The sequence below is a fragment of the Luteibacter sp. 9133 genome (assembly GCF_000800155.1).
In the GTDB taxonomy this organism is placed as follows: domain Bacteria; phylum Pseudomonadota; class Gammaproteobacteria; order Xanthomonadales; family Rhodanobacteraceae; genus Luteibacter; species Luteibacter mycovicinus.
Map to the genome: position 1 here is coordinate 4,154,239 of NZ_JUHO01000001.1, position 15,401 is coordinate 4,169,639.

Consider the following 15,401-nt stretch of genomic DNA (forward strand, 5'->3'; position numbering starts at 1 on the left):
GAAATCGGCGTTCGTCCCTGCTCGTACGGGCGCCGATTTCCCACCGTGCGACCATTGATACCCAGCCCCATGAACGCGGTCAGACACACCATGGACTCTTCCGAGGCAGGCGCCTCACCGGGGGGCAAGCGCGCCGCCCAGGTGGTCGCCCTGTTCCGTGAGCACAACTCGGCTCTTGTCGCCTTCCTGCGGGCACGGCTGAATTCGCTTGCCGACGCCCAGGAGGTGGCCCAGGAGGTCTATCTGAAACTGCTTGCGCTGGACGACGCGACGAAGATCGATTCGCCGCGTGCGTTTCTGTTCCGTGCGGCCTCCAATCTGGCCGTGGACAAGCTGCGGATGCGGAACGTACGCGCCCTGGCCCCGGTCGATCCCGATGCCGACGACTGGCATGTCACGCCGATTCCCGAGCAACACGCGTCGGCCCATGAGCAATGGCGCGACCTGCGTCAGGCCCTGGACGAGTTGCCACCCAAGACCAGCCGCGCCTTCGTCATGCACGTGATCGACGGACGCGACTTCGCCTCCATCGCGAAGGACATGAAGCTCAGCGAGCGCATGGTGCGCTACCACGTGGGCAATGCCCTGGCGCATTGCCGAGAACGCCGCGACCGCGCGGAGAACCCCTCATGACCCTGACCCCCGTTAGCATCGATCGCCCTGTCGAACACACCGCCGCGGACTGGTGGGCCCAGCTGCGCGATCCCGACCTGCCCGAACAGGCGCTGCTCGACTGGAGCGACTGGCTCGAGGCCGATCCGCGCCATGCGGAAGCGTTCGAGCGCGCCTCGGCGCTGGCCGAGGCGGCGGGTGCCATGGCCCCGTCGCTGCGCGAACGCTTCGTGCAGCGTTACGCCCCGGCCCCGCTCCATCCGGATCGTGCACGGCGGCCGCGCATCGCGCTGGCAGCCGCTGCGGTGGCGGCGCTGGCCCTGCTCGGGACGGGCGCATTCATCGGCCTGCGCCCGTCCCATCAGGCTTCCACTCGCCAGTACGCCAGCGAACGTGCCGGCCATCGCGATATCGACCTGCCCGATGGCTCCAGCATCGAGCTGGGGGGCGCGACCTCGGTGACCACGCGCTATGGCCACGACGAGCGGGCGATCGATCTGGATGCGGGCGAGGCCTTCTTCCGGGTGGCGCATGCCGAGCGTCCGTTCGTGGTCAATGCCGGGCCACTGCGTATTCGCGACCTCGGCACGGCGTTCAACGTGCGCCGCACCGGCGACCGGGTCACCGTGGCGGTGACCGAAGGCCGGGTGCAGGTATCGCCGACGGGCGCCCAGGGCGACGACGGCACCATTGAACTCGGTGCCGGGCGCGAAGTCTCATTCGATCCGGAGACTCACGCCATGCGCATTCTGGACGTCGATCCGGCCACGGCTACCGCGTGGCGCGGCCATCGGCTGGAATTCGTCAATGAGCCGCTGTCGTCCGTGGTCGACAACGTCAACCGTTACAGCAGCCGGCCTATCCGCCTCGCCGATCCCGCGCTGGGCAGGCTGACGTTTACCGGCACCGTGCAGGTCGATACCATCGACAGCTGGGTGGCGGCCCTGCCCCGGGTGTTTCCGGTGCGCGTCGATGCCTATACCGACCGGCTGGAACTCACCCGTCAGACCGCCATGACGCGGGGTGCCAGGCCGCGCTGAACACCACCGTTGGGGCCGCAGGTCTTGCAGTACTCGCTTCGCGGGCGCCGGCGCGCAATCTCCGGCGCGCTGGCGTTAGTGCTCGCGCACGGCGCCGCCTGCGCCGCCGAGGTTCCGGCCGATGGTTTCAGCTCCGCTCCCGTCGCGTTCGCCATCGCGCCGCAGCCGCTGGCCACGGCGCTGCTGGCCTGGGGTAAGCAGGCCAACGTGCAGGTGCTCACCGCGTCCGGCTCGATCGCAAGCTGGCGATCCGGTGGTGCGCAGGGTGTTCTTACGCCGAACGCCGCCCTCGATGAACTGCTGCAGGGCACGGATCTCGAGCGGGAGTCTTATGACGCCCGCACGGTCGTCGTGCGCCAGCGGCAGAAACCCGGCAACGCGACGCCGGCGCCCGGCGATCCGGCCGCTCCCTTCGATCCGGCGGATGTCGTTCCGCTGGCGACGGTCGACGTGCAGGGTCTGGTACAGGACGGCGGTTTCAAGGCGGACACCACCCGAAGCGTCACGCGCAACGATGCCCACCTGACCGATGTGCCGCAGTCGATCTCCGTGGTGACACGCGACGTGATCGAGTCACAACAGGCGGTCGATATCGGCGATGTCGCGCGCTATGTCGCCGGTGTGCAGTACGTCGACGGTTATGGCGGCGCGCCGCTGTTTCTCATCCGCGGTTTCGATGCCGGCCATGGCATGACGGATGGCATGCCTAATGGCATCGCTCGCACCGAGGATCTGCCACCGCTGATCGGCATCGAACGTGTCGAAGTGCTGCGCGGCCCCGAAGCCATTCTTGGCGACGCGTCGCAGAACAATAATTTCGGTGGCTCGGTCAACGTCGTGATGAAGCGGCCACAGGCCGAGACGGTGCGCACGCTCACGTATTCACTGGGCAAGTACGACGGTGGCAGGCTCGGTATCGATCTCGCGGGCACCGCATCGAAGGACGGTTCGGTGACGTACCGCCTTGTCGCTGCGGGGCAGCGCGGCGAGAAAACCGACGAAGGCGATGGTGGCGGTCATGGCGCTTACATCGCGCCGTCGCTCGCATGGCAAGGCGAGCGGACCCGTGTCATGGGCGGGCTGGAATTCGTGGACAACCGGGTCCCCGGACCGGAGCACACCGTCCTGCTCGGCGCCTCGCTGGCCTCCGCGTCGCCGTATCGCTCCGTCCCCGGCACACCGGGCGACACCTCGACCTACCGCACCGGACGCGCCGTGTTCGAGCTCGATCACGAGTTCGAGGACTGGACGTTCCACAGCCAGGGCCAATACGTCCGCCAGCGCAGCGACGGCAACAGCTGGTCGTATGTGTCGAGCGGCTTCGGCACGCAGAGCAACGTCCTGTCGGCCGTCGCGCGCTCGTTTCGCTACACCGGCACCTACTGGACCTGGCAGAACGACCTTACCCGCACGTTCCGCTACGGCGATGTCACGCACACGGTTCTGGTCGGCGTCGACCTCGCCCGCACCCACGCCGGCGACGGCGGTAGCGGCACGACGACCGAAACGGAAAGCGGCACCGACGACGTCACCGATCGCGATGCCTACGTAACGACCCGTCCGCTGGCGTACGACCTGCGCACCGGTGCGACCATGTCCGCCAAATACAATGCGCTGATCGCGCCGGTGAGTACCACGGTGCAGACGCTCGGCGGCTCGTGGCAAACGAACGCCGGCGTCTACCTGCAGGATCAGGTCGCGATCGGCGACGACTGGAACGTCCTTGCCGCCCTGCGTCGAACGACCTACAAGCTGGAGACGCACTGGACCGACGGGTCTCCCCGCACGATCCGCAAGGCGCGCTGGATTCCCAAGCTGGGCGTCGTCTACAAGCTGACGCCCGGGATAGCACTGTACGCCGACTCGTCGACGGGTTTCCAGCCGGACCCACTGCTGGGCAAGGACGGCCAGCCGTTGCCCGTCGCCACGTCCCGCCAGGTGGAACTCGGCGGCAAATTCGACCTGTTCGACGATCGCGCGCGACTGACCGCGGCGGTCTATCGCATCCATGTCGATCACAGCGTCGACCTGGTATCGCCGGAACCGCCGTTCTTCGCCACGCCCGGACCGGGCCAGACCAACCGCGGCGTGGAGCTGGAGTTTTCCGGTCGTGTCGCCGAGGGTCTCGATGTGCTGGCCAGCGTGACGGAAGCACGTATCCACAACAACGACGACACCCGCCCCACCGGTTCTCCAAGACATCAGGCCGCCGCATGGGCGAGCTATCGTTTCGGCGACGGCGACACCAAACCCTGGGGCGTCGGCGCCGGCATCCTCGCCCGCAGCCGCAGCATCGGGCGGACCAGCGGCGATGGGCAGTACTTCGGCATTCCCGGCCAGGCCAGCGTGGAAACCAACGTGTCGCGGTACGGCAGGAACTGGCGGCTGACGCTGGGCGTGAAGAACCTCTTCGCCCGTACGCTGTACGCGGTGAATTTCGATGAGACCTTCGTACCGATAAGGCAGGGGCGCGTCGTCCTGCTCTCGGGTTCGTACGACTTCTAGGCCTTCGCGAACGAGCGCAGGGCGACCTCGCAGGCTTCGCGCCGGAACGTATCGCGTTCATCGCGGCCGCTGCTCGCTCCGATGCGCGGAATCTCGTAACACCCGTCGATACCCGGGACACCGCCATGCCGGCGCCAGAAGCGGTCATAGGACGCCGCCGTGACGCCCGCCCGACGATCCAGCGGATGCGCGTCACGGGACACGCCGCGCACCCGGTCGATGCCGAAATACGTCGCCAGCGCGCGAACCACCGCGAGCAGCAGGTCGCGCGGACGCAGACCGCCCGTGGCACGGGTGAACCGCGCAATCGCACCGCGTCCGAGGTAGGCCCACGACCCGCGCATGGCGCCGACCAGCAGGCCCTCCGTCCCGCCGAACGTGATCGCGCAGGAGGAGATCACCTCTTTGTCGCCGTTGAGCAGGAACAGGCCGAGTTCGCCCGTGGCTTCGTGCTCGGGCGCGCGCGCATGCAGATACGCCACTTCACCGCCGCCGAGCGGCAGCGTCGCCAGGCGCACGTCGTGGCCACGGATCAGACGCTCACGCAGGCGCTCCGGAAACTTCCGGGCGACAAACCGGTAATGCGCTTCGACGAGCCGGGCGCACGTCGCCAGATCGAAGTCGCGTGAAATGTAATGGCGCTGCCAGCGCTCATAGACCCGCGGATTGAGCTCAGCGGCCGCGCGCATCGCCCGCGAGCGCCCGACCATGTCCAGCCACGCCGTCTGCCGCCGAAAGGCGGCGAGCGATCGAAGCAGATAAGTGAGACGCCGTTCGGGAACCGCTCCTTTGCGTCGCAGGGAAGCACGGCGTCGCGCGTGGTCCAGCACCAGGGCCAGCGTGCCTTGCCGCTGGCGGGGCGTCGCCCAGGCCAGGGTGAGGTCGTGCATCGCTTGCGACTCGGGGTAAGGCGTCTGCATCTACCCAAGACGTCCGGGGCGGGGAAAATTGAAACGCCCTCAGGAGATACGGCGCTTCCTGCGCTGGTCCTTCCAGACGATCCAGGCGCCCAGCAGGGTCATCAGGGCCAGACCGAACCACGTGACCGCGTAGGACAGATGGTTGTCGGCGAAAGCGATGACGGTGAGGCCGCCGACCGGACCTTCGTTACCGTCACCGCGACCGGGCGAGGAAGCCGCATCCGCGTCGACGAAATAGGGCGCGGTGTCGTCGAGACCCTTGGCCGCGGCGATCGCCGCCACGTCACGGGAATACCAGCGATCGCCCGCGGGGTCGTTGTCCTGCAGGAACGCACCCTTGGGTTCGCTGATCCGCAACAGGCCGGAGATCGTGGTTTCACCGGCGGGGCCGGGGGTGCAGGTGGCCTTGCCGCCGCACCAGGTGGTGGACACGAAACCGCGGTTGACGATGACCGTGTCGCCCGAATGCGTACGCAGCGGGGTCATCAGCCACGAACCCATGCCCAGCTCCGTGCTGGCACGCACACGCACGCTCTTGTCCTGCAGGAACGTGCCGGTCAGCCTGACCCGACGGTACTCGTCGTTGGCGGCGCTGACCACGGGCCACTGCCCACGGCCCGGCGCGGTGACCGGCTCCGCATGCACGCGCTGGTCGACGCGGGCGATCAGGTCGTGTTTCCACGCGCGGCGGTGCACCTGCCAGGTGCCCAGGGCGACGAAAGCGACGAACAGCACCGTGCCGAGCACCGCCAGCAAGGCCAGAACGAAGACGCCGCGCGGAGGGCGCGGCGTCGTGGCTTCGTTTGGAACGTTGGTGCTCAAGGCAGGTTCTTGACCTGTTGCTCGGTCATGTCATGCGACATGCCCGGCATCATGTTGGCGTTCATGTGGAACATGACCCAGATGGAACCCGTGAGCGTGATGACCACCAGCACGAGGGTGAAGATCAGGGCCAGCATGTTCCAGCCACCCTCCGACTTCGTGTTCATGTGCAGGAAGTAGATCATGTGGACCACGATCTGGATGGCGGCGAAGAAGAGCACCACGATCGCAAGCGTCTGCGAGTTCGGGATGACCTTGCCCATCACGAGCCAGAACGGGATCGCGGTGAGGAACACGGCGAGGAAGAACCCCGTCATGTATCCCTTCAGCGTGCTGTGGCTGGCACCGTCGTCGTGATCGTGGTGATCGTCGTGGTGGTGATCGTGCGATTCGATGTGCGCGCTCACGGCAGCACTCCCATCAGGTAAACGAAGGTGAAGACGCCGATCCAGACCACGTCGAGGAAGTGCCAGAACATCGAGAGGCACATGATGCGACGCTTGTTGGCGGCGGTCAGACCGAAGCGACCCACCTGGAACAGCAGCGTGACCAGCCAGATGCAGCCGAAGGTCACGTGCAGGCCGTGGGTGCCGACCAGGGTGAAGAACGAGGACAGGAACGCGCTGCGCTGCGGACCGGCACCTTCGTGGATCAGGTGGGCGAACTCCCACATTTCGATGCCGAGGAAGGCCAGACCGAACAGACCGGTCACGACCAGCCACGCCATCATCGTGCCCTTGCGATTCTTCTGCATCTCCAGCACGGCGAAGCCGTAAGTGATGGAAGACAGCAGCAGCATCGTGGTGTTGACGGCGACCAGCGGCAGCTCGAACAGGTCGGCACCCGAGGGGCCACCGGCGTAGCTGCGACCCAGCACGCCGTAGACGGCGAACAGGCAGGCGAAGATGAGGCAATCGCTCATCAGGTAGATCCAGAACCCGAGCAACGTTCCGTTGGCCGGGTGGTGATCTTCCTTCATCCAGAACTCGAGTTTCTGGCCATCCGCGACGACGGCGGGCGAAGCGTGATTATCAGACATGGGCGGCAAGCTCTTCCGTGCGGATGGCTTCGGTACGAGCCACTTCGTCGGCGGGGATGTAGTAGTCGCGCTTGTAGTTGAAGGTGTGCGTGATGGCGCTCACCAGCAGGCCGACGAAGGCCAGGCCGGCGATGAGGAACATGTGCCAGATCATGGCGAAGCCGACCACGAAGGCGAAGCCCGCGATGACGACGCCCGCTGCCGTGTTCTTCGGCATGTGGATCGGCAGGTAGCCACCGAGGCGACGCTCGTGACCGCGCTCCTTCATGTCCCACCAGGCATCCGAGTCATGGATGATCGGGGTGAACGCGAAGTTGTAGTCCGGCGGCGGTGACGAGGTCGACCACTCCAGGGTACGGCCGTGCCACGGATCGCCGGTGACGTCGCGCAGCTTCTCACGGTTGCGGATGCTGACGAAGATCTGGATCAGGAACGAGGCGATGCCCAGAGCGACCAGCACCGCGCCGAAGGCGGCGATACGGAACCAGATGGCCAGCGACGGATCTTCGAAGTGGTTCATGCGGCGGGTAACGCCCATGAAGCCCAGCACGTACAGCGGCATGAATGCGAAGTAGAAGCCGGTCAGCCAGAACCAGAACGAGCACTTGCCCCAGAACGGGTCGAGGCGGAAGCCGAAGGCCTTCGGGAACCAGTAGTTGATGGCGGCGAACACACCGAACACCACGCCGCCGATGATCACGTTATGGAAATGCGCGATCAGGAACAGCGAGTTGTGCAGCAGGAAGTCGGCCGGGGGCACGGCGAGCATGACGCCGGTCATGCCGCCGATCACGAAGGTGACCATGAAGCCCATCGTCCAAAGCATCGGCACGTCGAACTGAATGCGGCCACGGTACATCGTGAACAGCCAGTTGAAGATCTTCGCACCCGTCGGGATCGAGATGATCATCGTGGTGATGCCGAAGAACGAGTTGACGCTCGCGCCGGAACCCATGGTGAAGAAGTGGTGCAGCCAGACCAGGTACGACAGCACGGTGATGACCACGGTGGCGTAGACCATCGAGGCGTAACCGAACAGGCGCTTGCGGCTGAACGTCGAAACGATTTCCGAGAACACGCCGAACACAGGCAGCACCAGAATGTAGACCTCGGGGTGACCCCAGATCCAGATCAGGTTGACGTACATCATGGCGTTGCCGCCGAAGTCCGTCGTGAAGAAGTTGGTACCGGCGTAGCGGTCGAGCGCGAGCAGCACCAGCACCGCCGTCAGCACCGGGAAGGCGGCGACGATCAGCACGTTGGTGCACAGCGAGGTCCAGGTGAAGACGGGCATCTTCATCATGGTCATGCCCGGCGCGCGCATCTTGACGATGGTGGCGATCAGGTTGATACCGGACAGCGTGGTGCCGACACCGGCCACCTGCAGCGACCATATGTAGTAGTCGACACCGACATCGGGACTGGCCGCGAGGCCGGACAGAGGCGGGTAGGCCAGCCAGCCGGTACGGGCGAACTCACCGACGAACAGCGAGGCCATGACCAGCAGGCCGCCAGCGACCGTCATCCAGAAGCTGAAGTTGTTGAGGAACGGGAAAGCCACGTCGCGCGCGCCGATCTGCAGCGGCACCACGTAGTTCATCAGACCCGTGACCAGGGGCATCGCCACGAAGAAGATCATGATCACGCCGTGGGCGGTGAAGATCTGGTCGTAGTGATGAGGGGGCAGGAAACCGGGATTGTCGCCGAAGGCGATGGCCTGCTGCATACGCATCATCAGCGCGTCCGCGAAGCCGCGGAGCAGCATGATGATGCCGAGCACCATGTACATGATGCCGATCTTCTTGTGGTCGATGCTGGTGAACCACTCTTTCCAGAGATAGCCCCACAGCTTGTACTTGGTGATCAGACCGAGCACCACGATGCCACCCAGGGCGACGCCCGCGAAGGTGGCGATCAGGATGGGCTCGTGGTACGGAATCGCATCGAGAGTGAGGCGTCCGAAGATCAGTTTGGCTAGATCGGGCATGTTCATTACCGGACTCGCTAAGGCTTGAATCGAAATCAGGCGGCCGCTGTTACAGCGGACGTCCGGCAGGGGTCATCGGCTGGCCGGCCACGCCGGCGCCGAGGCAGTAGGCACCGACATAGCGCGGGCCGGCATCGGCCAGACCTACCCGGGCGCGGGTCGCGGCGTCGAGCGAGGTCACGTTGTAGGTACCCACGACACCCTGCCCACCCTGCTTGTCGATCGCCATCATGTCGCTCTGGCACATGCGGTTCGACTCGACGCAGCGGTTGAGGATGGCGTTGTAGAGGTTGGGTGCCACGGTACCGTAGAAGTGCACCGGGTCCTTCTCGCTGGGCTGCTCGAGCTTGAGGTAATCCTCGCGGCTGAGCGTGTCGCCACTGGCCTTTGCCTTGGCGACCCAGCTGTCGAAGCCCTCATCGGACAGGCTATGGAAGGTGAAGCGCATGTCCGAGAAGCCGGCGCCGCTGTAATTGGCCGAAATGCCTTCGAAATCGCCGGTTTTGTTCATCACCGCGTGCAGCTTCGTCTCCATGCCGGGCATGGCATAGATCATGCCGGCCATCGACGGGACGAAGAACGCGTTCATGACGGACGAGGCCGTGATGTGAAACTCGATGGGGCGATCGACCGGGGCCGCCATCTCGTTGACCGTGGCGATGCCCTGTTCCGGGTAGAGGAACAGCCACTTCCAGTCCAGCGCCACGACCTCGACCACCAGCGGCTTGGTGCCTGGGGCGACGGGGCGGGTGGCATCGATCTGGTCGAGCGGACGATAGGGATCGAGCTTGTGCGTGCTGGTCCAGGTGATGGCGCCCAGCGCGATGATGATCAGCAGGGGAGCCGACCAGATCAGCAGCTCGAGGACCGTCGAGTGGTTCCAGTCCGGGTCGTAGCCCTTGTGATTCTTGTTCTTCTCGCTGTATTTCCAGGCGAAAAGGAAGGTCATCACGATCACGGGGATGATGATGATGAGCATCAGCACCACGGAGATCATGATCAGGTCGCGCTGCTGCCTCGCGATGTCGCCCGAAGGGCTGAACAGCACGGCATCGCAGCCCGAAAGCAACAGGGCAAGGGCGGGGATCAGCAATCCGCGCAACATCTTCAAGGACATTCGCATGATGGAGGCAACCGTGGGGACCATAAAATTTACGCTGAACGGGTGGGCAAGGCCATAGGACACATTGTCCCATGGTCTACGAGCCATTGACCTCAAGCTTCGCTATGCTGTAGCCAACTCTCCAGCCGGGCCGGGTACGATGACGACCATTTCGCAAGCGCATCAAGGGATTGCAGGCGTCGAACAGGACGTCCGCCGCCAGCACCAGACCAGCCACGCCCCGGTCGCCCCCGGCGAGATCGCCGTCGGTGTCGTTATCGGCCGCGCCTCGGAGTACTTCGACTTCTTCACATACGGCATCGCGTCCGTGCTGGTGTTCCCGTCGGTCTTCTTCCCGTTCCTCAGTCCGCTGGACGGGATCCTGCTGGCTTTTACGATCTTCTCGTTCGCCTTCATCGCCCGCCCGATCGGCACCACCCTGTTCATGGCGATCCAGCGGACCTGGAGCCGCGGCACCAAGCTGACGGCCGCCCTGTTCCTGCTGGGCACCTCCACGGTCTGCATCGCCTTCCTCCCCGCCAATACGACCGGCGGCTATCAGGTCATCGTGATCCTGTCCCTGCTGCGCTTCTTGCAGGGCATTGCGCTCGGCGGCTCCTGGGATGGCCTGCCCTCCCTGCTTTCGCTCAACGCCCCCAAAGAAAAGCGGGGCTGGTACGCGATGCTGGGCCAGCTGGGCGCCCCGATGGGCTTCCTGATCGCCGGGTCGCTGTTCCTCTTCCTCAATACCCAGCTATCCCGTGAAGACTTCCTCGGCTGGGGCTGGCGCTACCCGTTCTTCGTGGCCTTCGCCATCAACGTGGTGGCCCTGTTCGCCCGCCTGCGTCTGGTGGTGACCGAGGAGTACACCCAGTTGCTCGAAGAAGGCCAGCTGGAGCCGATCGGCATCATCGAGATGTTCCACGCTCAGGGCTACAACCTGTTCATCGGCGCCTTCGCCGCCCTGGCCAGCTACGCGCTGTTCCACATCGTGACGATCTTCCCTCTGTCCTGGATCTCGCTGAACCGCTCGCAGGACATCAATAACGTCCTGATCGTGCAGATCGTCGGCGCCTTCGTGGCGATCCTGGCCACTGTGGCCTCCGGTGTGCTGGCCGACAAGTTCGGGCGTCGCAACACGCTGGGCACCATGGCGGTGCTGATCGGCCTGTTCGCCATCGCCTCCCCGTGGCTCCTTGGCGGCGGCAAGGTGGCGCAGGATGCCTTCCTGCTGATCGGCTTCGCCCTGCTCGGCCTGTCTTACGGCCAGGCGGCCGGTACCGTGACCGCGAACTTCGCAAAGCGCTTCCGCTATACCGGCGCGGCGCTGACCTCCGACTTCGCCTGGTTGTTCGGCGCCGCGTTCGCCCCGCTGGTTGCGCTGGGTCTGTCGATGCGGTTCGGGCTCGGCGCGGTCAGCATCTATCTGCTCTCCGGCGCCGCCTGCACCCTGTTGGCCCTGCGCATCAACCGAGCGCTGGAAACCGACCGCAACAAGGCCTGACGCGATGACCGGGGAGCGGCCGCATCGCTCCCCGGTCATCGACAAGGCAGTCGGGACCTTCGGAAAATAGCCGCCCGATTCGCGTGCTTCGACGCTGCCAGCATGCCTTACGCTATGCGGCATGCTTTTCGACCTGCCCGACCACGACACCTTATACAGAGCGTTACTCGACCGGGACCCGGCTTACGACGGCCATGTGTTCGTCGGCGTCACCAGCACCGGCGTGTTCTGCCGGCTGACCTGCCCGGCCCGCAAACCGCTGCTCGAGAACACCCGCTTCTACGATTCGATCGCCGGCTGTTTCGAAGCCGGCTTCCGGCCGTGCCTGCGTTGTCGCCCCCTCGATCCCGTGGGCCAGCGCGAACCGATGGTCTCGGCCCTGCTCAAGCGGCTGGAGGACGACCCCGAGCGGATCTGGTCCGAGGACGACCTCACCGCACTCGGCTACGACCCCTCAACCGTGCGACGCAGCTTCAAGCGCCACCTCGGCCTGACCTTCCTGGACATGGCCCGTCTTCGCCGGGCAGGACAAGGGATGGACAAGCTGGCTGGCGGAGCCACCGTCATCGAGGCTCAGCAGTCGGCCGGGTACGCATCTGGCAGCGGGTTCCGGGAGGCGATCGTACGCCTGCTCGGCGACGTGCCGGTGGCGCTTCGCGGGCGTGAACTGCTCAGGGCCGACTGGATCGAGTCGCCCATCGGCACGATGCTGACCGTGGCCGACTCGCACGCCCTGCATCTGCTGGAATTCTTCGACCGGACGGCGCTGCCGACCGAGCTGAAGAAGTTGCGCGAGTCCACCCGCTCGTCGATCGGATTCGGGCGCACGCCGGTGATCGACCGGATCGAGCGCGACCTGCGCGACTATTTCGCGGGCACGCGGCTGGTGTTCGAGACGCCGCTGGCCCTGCATGGCTCGGTGTTTACCAAAGCGGTGTGGGATGAACTGATCGCGATCCCGCCGGGGACGACGCGGAGCTATTCGGAGATCGCCGCCTCAGCGGGAAGACACACCGCGGTGCGTGCCGTGGCGCGTGCCAATGGAGCGAATCAGCTGGCGATCGTGATTCCGTGTCACCGGGTGATCGGCGCCGATGGATCGCTGACCGGGTATGGCGGCGGGCTGTGGCGCAAGGAATGGTTGTTGCGCCATGAGCGGAAAGTCATGGGGCTGAGGTGAGGTTGCCGCGCCGAAGCGCGGATCGCTGCCAGGAGTCAGCGCCCACCGGTGGCTTGCAAGACGGCGCGGCCTTCAACCGATCACAGGATACAGTTCGTCCCCGAACGCCGCATCGTGGTAACCCTTCTTCCCGATAGCCCGTGCCATGTCGCTGCGGAAGTCGACACCCTCGCGCAGGCACGTCAGCACGAACGCGAAATCGCGTTTCGGCGTCCAACCCAGATCACGCGTCGCCCGCGCGCTGTCGTAAACGCGATCCAGCGACGGCAGCAAGCGCCAGTCACGCGCGGCGTACAGCGCATCCACGTCAGGATAGAGGCGACGTACCACCGAGGGCGCGTCGTGGCGTAACGCGTCCACGTCGTCCCGGGAAAACGGCGTGGTCGCCGAAACGATGTAGCGACCGAAGCGCAGCGCGGGTGCGCGCTCGACAGCGAGCACGTGCGCGCCAACGACATCCTCGATATCCGCGCGCCGGTACAACAACTCGTTCGCCTGCATATTCGCGGTATCGAACGCGTCGCGCACCTGTGCGCTGTCGTCATCCTCCGGGAAAAAACGCGAGGTGCGCAGCACGAGTACCGGCAGGCCATCCTTGCGTGCGACGAGTTCGCAAAGGTCCTCCGCGGCGATCTTCGTCGTGCCGTAGATGTTTTTCGGTACCGGCACGACGCCCTCATCGATCCAGGCGGCGGGCTCGCCGGGCGCCGGCGACAACGCCGCGCCGAAAGCACTCGTCGTGCTGGTGAAGACGAACGAGCTCACACCATGCAATACGGCAGCTTCGAGCAAGGCGAGGGTGCCCGCGACGTTGGTATCGACGAACTGTCGTTTTGAATGCGTGACGACGTGCGGTTTATGCAGGGTCGCGCCGTGGATCACAGCGGTCACGCCCGACATGGCGTCACGCACGAACGTCTCATCCGCGATAGAGCCTACGATGTCGGTGAAGGGCGAACGTTTGATGTCGAGGCCGCGTGCCTCGCGACCCTCCGCTCGCAAGCGTCGCACCAGGGCTTCGCCGAGGTGTCCCGCACTACCGGTAACGAGAACGGTCATGCGCCGACCGCCTTACCAGATGAGGTCGTCCGGCACGACGAACTGCTTGTAGTAGTCGTCGTCATCGTCGCTGGTCGGCAGCGGATCGCCTTCCTTGCGGCCGTGGTCGAGCACGATCATGTCGGTCGCCCGGGCGTGGATCTTGTCCGCGGGCAGACGGGGAATCAGCTCGTAGCCGTCGCCGGCACGGGCGATGACCAGCGCCCCCGAGGCCAGCTGGTTGCGCAGCCACTCGCTGACGAAGATGCTGGCGATCTTGTCGCCGTCGTTGAAGCGATAGGCGATGTCGCCCTCGCGCTTGACCTTGGTGGTCTCGATGATCTGCCGGACCTGGGCGCGGATCTCCTTTGCCCGGGCCTCGGCATTGCGTTCGGCGGCCAGAGCCCGGTCGCGCTCGGCCCGCTCAGCCTGGAGGCGGCGGACGTCGACCTGATCGGCCGCATCCGGCGCGGGAGCCTTGCCCTGACGGGCCTTGGCCTGTTCACGGGCGACCTTGGCGACCTTGTCCTTCTTGACGAGGCCGGCCTTGAGAAGCTGTTCCTGGAGCGGATTGCGCATATCGGCGATTTCGTACGTGCGAGGTCCCCGATTCTAACGCCGAACGGGAGCGGCGGGACCGGGGCGTCACGCGGCCCTCAGAAGAACTCGACCTGCACCAGCAGGGGACGCCGGAACTCACCGCCGCGCACCGTCGGCTGGGTTTCACGCAGACGCGCGTTGAACTGATAAGAGCGGCCAGTGCCCACGGCGTTGACCAGGAACGGCACGCCGGGCCGGAGCGTCGTCTTCGTATCGTCGCTGGCGATTTCGAGACCGACGTTCTTCGGGCCGGTCAGGGAGAACAGCTCATCCAGTACAGGATCGGCGTCCGTCGCCTTACCGAAGGTGAAACTGGCGATCATCCCGACCGGCTCCGCGCAGGACTCCACCCTGAAATAGAACGGCACCCAGGGTGTGGCTCGCTCCGGGGTAGCGAAGTTGCCTACGTGATAGCGGCCCACGTCGACCGTCTGGTTGAGCGTGTCGCCGCTGATGCTGCAGGTGGGGCGCACGAAATAGAGCTCGTAGATTTTCAGGTGGCGAAAGGCCCTGGTTCTGGCACCGTCGGGTTGATACGTCCACTGCTGAGCGATGGTCCGGGAATCGACGCGACCGAAGCGCACCGGGCCTGTCGTGCGCACGACGCGATACCCGATGTCCGCATCGTTGCTGCGAACCGGCTCACCGAGGCGGAAGGTCCGCTGATAGCGGTGTGGGAAATACCGACGGTCACTCCCGTCCCGCTCTTCGATATACACCTCGATGCCGAAGCCCGACGGCTGTCCGTCGACCGTAAGCGTCACCATGCCGTCGTCGCGTGCCACGGTATAGTCGCCCTCGAAGGTGGCCTGCCCGCGCATGCATGTGGCCAGGATGTTGCCATCGCCATGCGCCTTCTCGTCGCGCACCTGCTGCCCCGGTGGCATGTCGTTCCATACGGTGATCTGCGCCGTCTGCCCAAGCTGATAATTGCCATCGGCCGACCAGTAGCAGCCATTCTCCGCCGCCATCGCGGGCGCGGCGAGCACAAGCAGCGGCAACACGCCGAGGGCGCGGTGCATCGTTCGGTAGTTCATCAGGCCTCGTTCCTT

General features: G+C 65.4%; 14 protein-coding genes. 5 read left to right on the plus strand and 9 right to left on the minus strand.

The window, feature by feature from the left end; all coding sequences use genetic code 11:
- The first annotated feature begins 90 nt into the window (after positions 1–90).
- From FA87_RS18155 to FA87_RS18165, 3 genes are read left to right on the plus strand one after another with little or no spacing between them, the layout of a single operon-like run.
- Complete coding sequence (locus FA87_RS18155; RefSeq protein ID WP_090353903.1) at positions 91–633, plus strand: sigma-70 family RNA polymerase sigma factor; 543 nt, start codon at positions 91–93, stop codon at positions 631–633.
- Positions 630–1,652 (plus strand): FecR domain-containing protein, encoded by a 1,023-nt coding sequence (locus FA87_RS18160; protein WP_043696526.1) that lies wholly within the window; start codon positions 630–632, stop codon positions 1,650–1,652. The genes FA87_RS18155 and FA87_RS18160 overlap by 4 nt, the downstream gene beginning before the upstream one ends.
- Positions 1,653–1,676: 24 nt before the next feature.
- Positions 1,677–4,157: a TonB-dependent receptor gene (locus FA87_RS18165; protein ID WP_043698476.1), complete on the plus strand. Its 2,481-nt coding sequence runs from the start codon at positions 1,677–1,679 to the stop codon at positions 4,155–4,157.
- On the opposite strand, the gene FA87_RS18170 is transcribed toward FA87_RS18165, so the two are convergent.
- The 6 genes from FA87_RS18170 to cyoA all read right to left on the minus strand — a co-directional run bounded on the left by FA87_RS18170 (position 4,154) and on the right by cyoA (position 10,048).
- Positions 4,154–5,077 carry a DUF535 family protein gene (locus FA87_RS18170; RefSeq protein WP_051943190.1) on the minus strand — a complete coding sequence of 308 codons (924 nt, stop codon included), beginning with the start codon at positions 5,075–5,077 and terminating at the stop codon, positions 4,154–4,156. The genes FA87_RS18165 and FA87_RS18170 overlap by 4 nt on opposite strands.
- Positions 5,078–5,116: 39 nt before the next feature.
- A complete protein-coding gene (locus FA87_RS18175; RefSeq protein ID WP_043696528.1) occupies positions 5,117–5,899 on the minus strand; it encodes an SURF1 family protein in 783 nt (260 codons plus the stop codon).
- Positions 5,896–6,306 (minus strand): cytochrome o ubiquinol oxidase subunit IV, encoded by a 411-nt coding sequence (gene cyoD, locus FA87_RS18180; RefSeq protein WP_036109351.1) that lies wholly within the window; start codon positions 6,304–6,306, stop codon positions 5,896–5,898. Before cyoD ends, FA87_RS18175 begins: the two co-directional genes overlap by 4 nt.
- On the minus strand, positions 6,303–6,878 hold the full coding sequence (gene cyoC / locus FA87_RS18185) for a cytochrome o ubiquinol oxidase subunit III (protein WP_214442890.1): 576 nt from the start codon (positions 6,876–6,878) through the stop codon (positions 6,303–6,305). Before cyoC ends, cyoD begins: the two co-directional genes overlap by 4 nt.
- Before the next feature lie 52 nt (positions 6,879–6,930).
- On the minus strand, positions 6,931–8,904 hold the full coding sequence (gene cyoB, locus FA87_RS18190; protein ID WP_197056653.1) for a cytochrome o ubiquinol oxidase subunit I: 1,974 nt from the start codon (positions 8,902–8,904) through the stop codon (positions 6,931–6,933).
- 70 nt (positions 8,905–8,974) lie between these two features.
- On the minus strand, positions 8,975–10,048 hold the full coding sequence (cyoA, locus tag FA87_RS18195) for a ubiquinol oxidase subunit II (protein ID WP_197056510.1): 1,074 nt from the start codon (positions 10,046–10,048) through the stop codon (positions 8,975–8,977).
- Between the two features lie 139 nt (positions 10,049–10,187).
- Here cyoA and FA87_RS18200 point away from each other — a divergent pair, with 139 nt between their 5' ends.
- Both FA87_RS18200 and FA87_RS18205 read left to right on the plus strand, forming a co-directional pair.
- Positions 10,188–11,531 (plus strand): MFS transporter, encoded by a 1,344-nt coding sequence (locus FA87_RS18200; RefSeq protein WP_036109345.1) that lies wholly within the window; start codon positions 10,188–10,190, stop codon positions 11,529–11,531.
- A 121-nt stretch (positions 11,532–11,652) separates the two neighbouring features.
- Complete coding sequence (locus tag FA87_RS18205) at positions 11,653–12,711, plus strand: trifunctional transcriptional activator/DNA repair protein Ada/methylated-DNA--[protein]-cysteine S-methyltransferase (protein ID WP_043696531.1); 1,059 nt, start codon at positions 11,653–11,655, stop codon at positions 12,709–12,711.
- A gap of 72 nt (positions 12,712–12,783) precedes the next feature.
- Here FA87_RS18205 and FA87_RS18210 read toward each other — a convergent pair whose 3' ends face one another.
- From FA87_RS18210 to FA87_RS18220, 3 genes are all read right to left on the minus strand, one after another.
- Positions 12,784–13,770 carry an NAD(P)-dependent oxidoreductase gene (locus FA87_RS18210; protein WP_043696534.1) on the minus strand — a complete coding sequence of 329 codons (987 nt, stop codon included), beginning with the start codon at positions 13,768–13,770 and terminating at the stop codon, positions 12,784–12,786.
- 12 nt (positions 13,771–13,782) lie between these two features.
- Entirely contained in the window at positions 13,783–14,328 is a 546-nt protein-coding gene (locus FA87_RS18215; RefSeq protein WP_043696536.1) for a DUF2058 domain-containing protein, read from the minus strand.
- Positions 14,329–14,405: 77 nt separating this feature from the next.
- Positions 14,406–15,386: a fimbrial protein gene (locus FA87_RS18220; protein ID WP_043696539.1), complete on the minus strand. Its 981-nt coding sequence runs from the start codon at positions 15,384–15,386 to the stop codon at positions 14,406–14,408.
- Between the last annotated feature and the right edge of the window lie 15 nt (positions 15,387–15,401).

Coding starts and splice junctions, on each gene's coding strand:
- FA87_RS18215 (WP_043696536.1), bottom strand. CDS start 14,328: ATGCGCAATCCGCTCCAGGAACAGCTTCTCAAGGCCGGCCTCGTCAAG.
- cyoC (WP_214442890.1), bottom strand. CDS start 6,878: ATGAAGGAAGATCACCACCCGGCCAACGGAACGTTGCTCGGGTTCTGG.
- FA87_RS18160 (WP_043696526.1), top strand. CDS start 630: ATGACCCTGACCCCCGTTAGCATCGATCGCCCTGTCGAACACACCGCC.
- FA87_RS18220 (WP_043696539.1), bottom strand. CDS start 15,386: ATGAACTACCGAACGATGCACCGCGCCCTCGGCGTGTTGCCGCTGCTT.
- FA87_RS18205 (WP_043696531.1), top strand. CDS start 11,653: ATGCTTTTCGACCTGCCCGACCACGACACCTTATACAGAGCGTTACTC.
- FA87_RS18200 (WP_036109345.1), top strand. CDS start 10,188: ATGACGACCATTTCGCAAGCGCATCAAGGGATTGCAGGCGTCGAACAG.
- FA87_RS18170 (WP_051943190.1), bottom strand. CDS start 5,077: ATGCAGACGCCTTACCCCGAGTCGCAAGCGATGCACGACCTCACCCTG.
- FA87_RS18155 (WP_090353903.1), top strand. CDS start 91: ATGGACTCTTCCGAGGCAGGCGCCTCACCGGGGGGCAAGCGCGCCGCC.
- cyoA (WP_197056510.1), bottom strand. CDS start 10,048: ATGCGAATGTCCTTGAAGATGTTGCGCGGATTGCTGATCCCCGCCCTT.
- FA87_RS18210 (WP_043696534.1), bottom strand. CDS start 13,770: ATGACCGTTCTCGTTACCGGTAGTGCGGGACACCTCGGCGAAGCCCTG.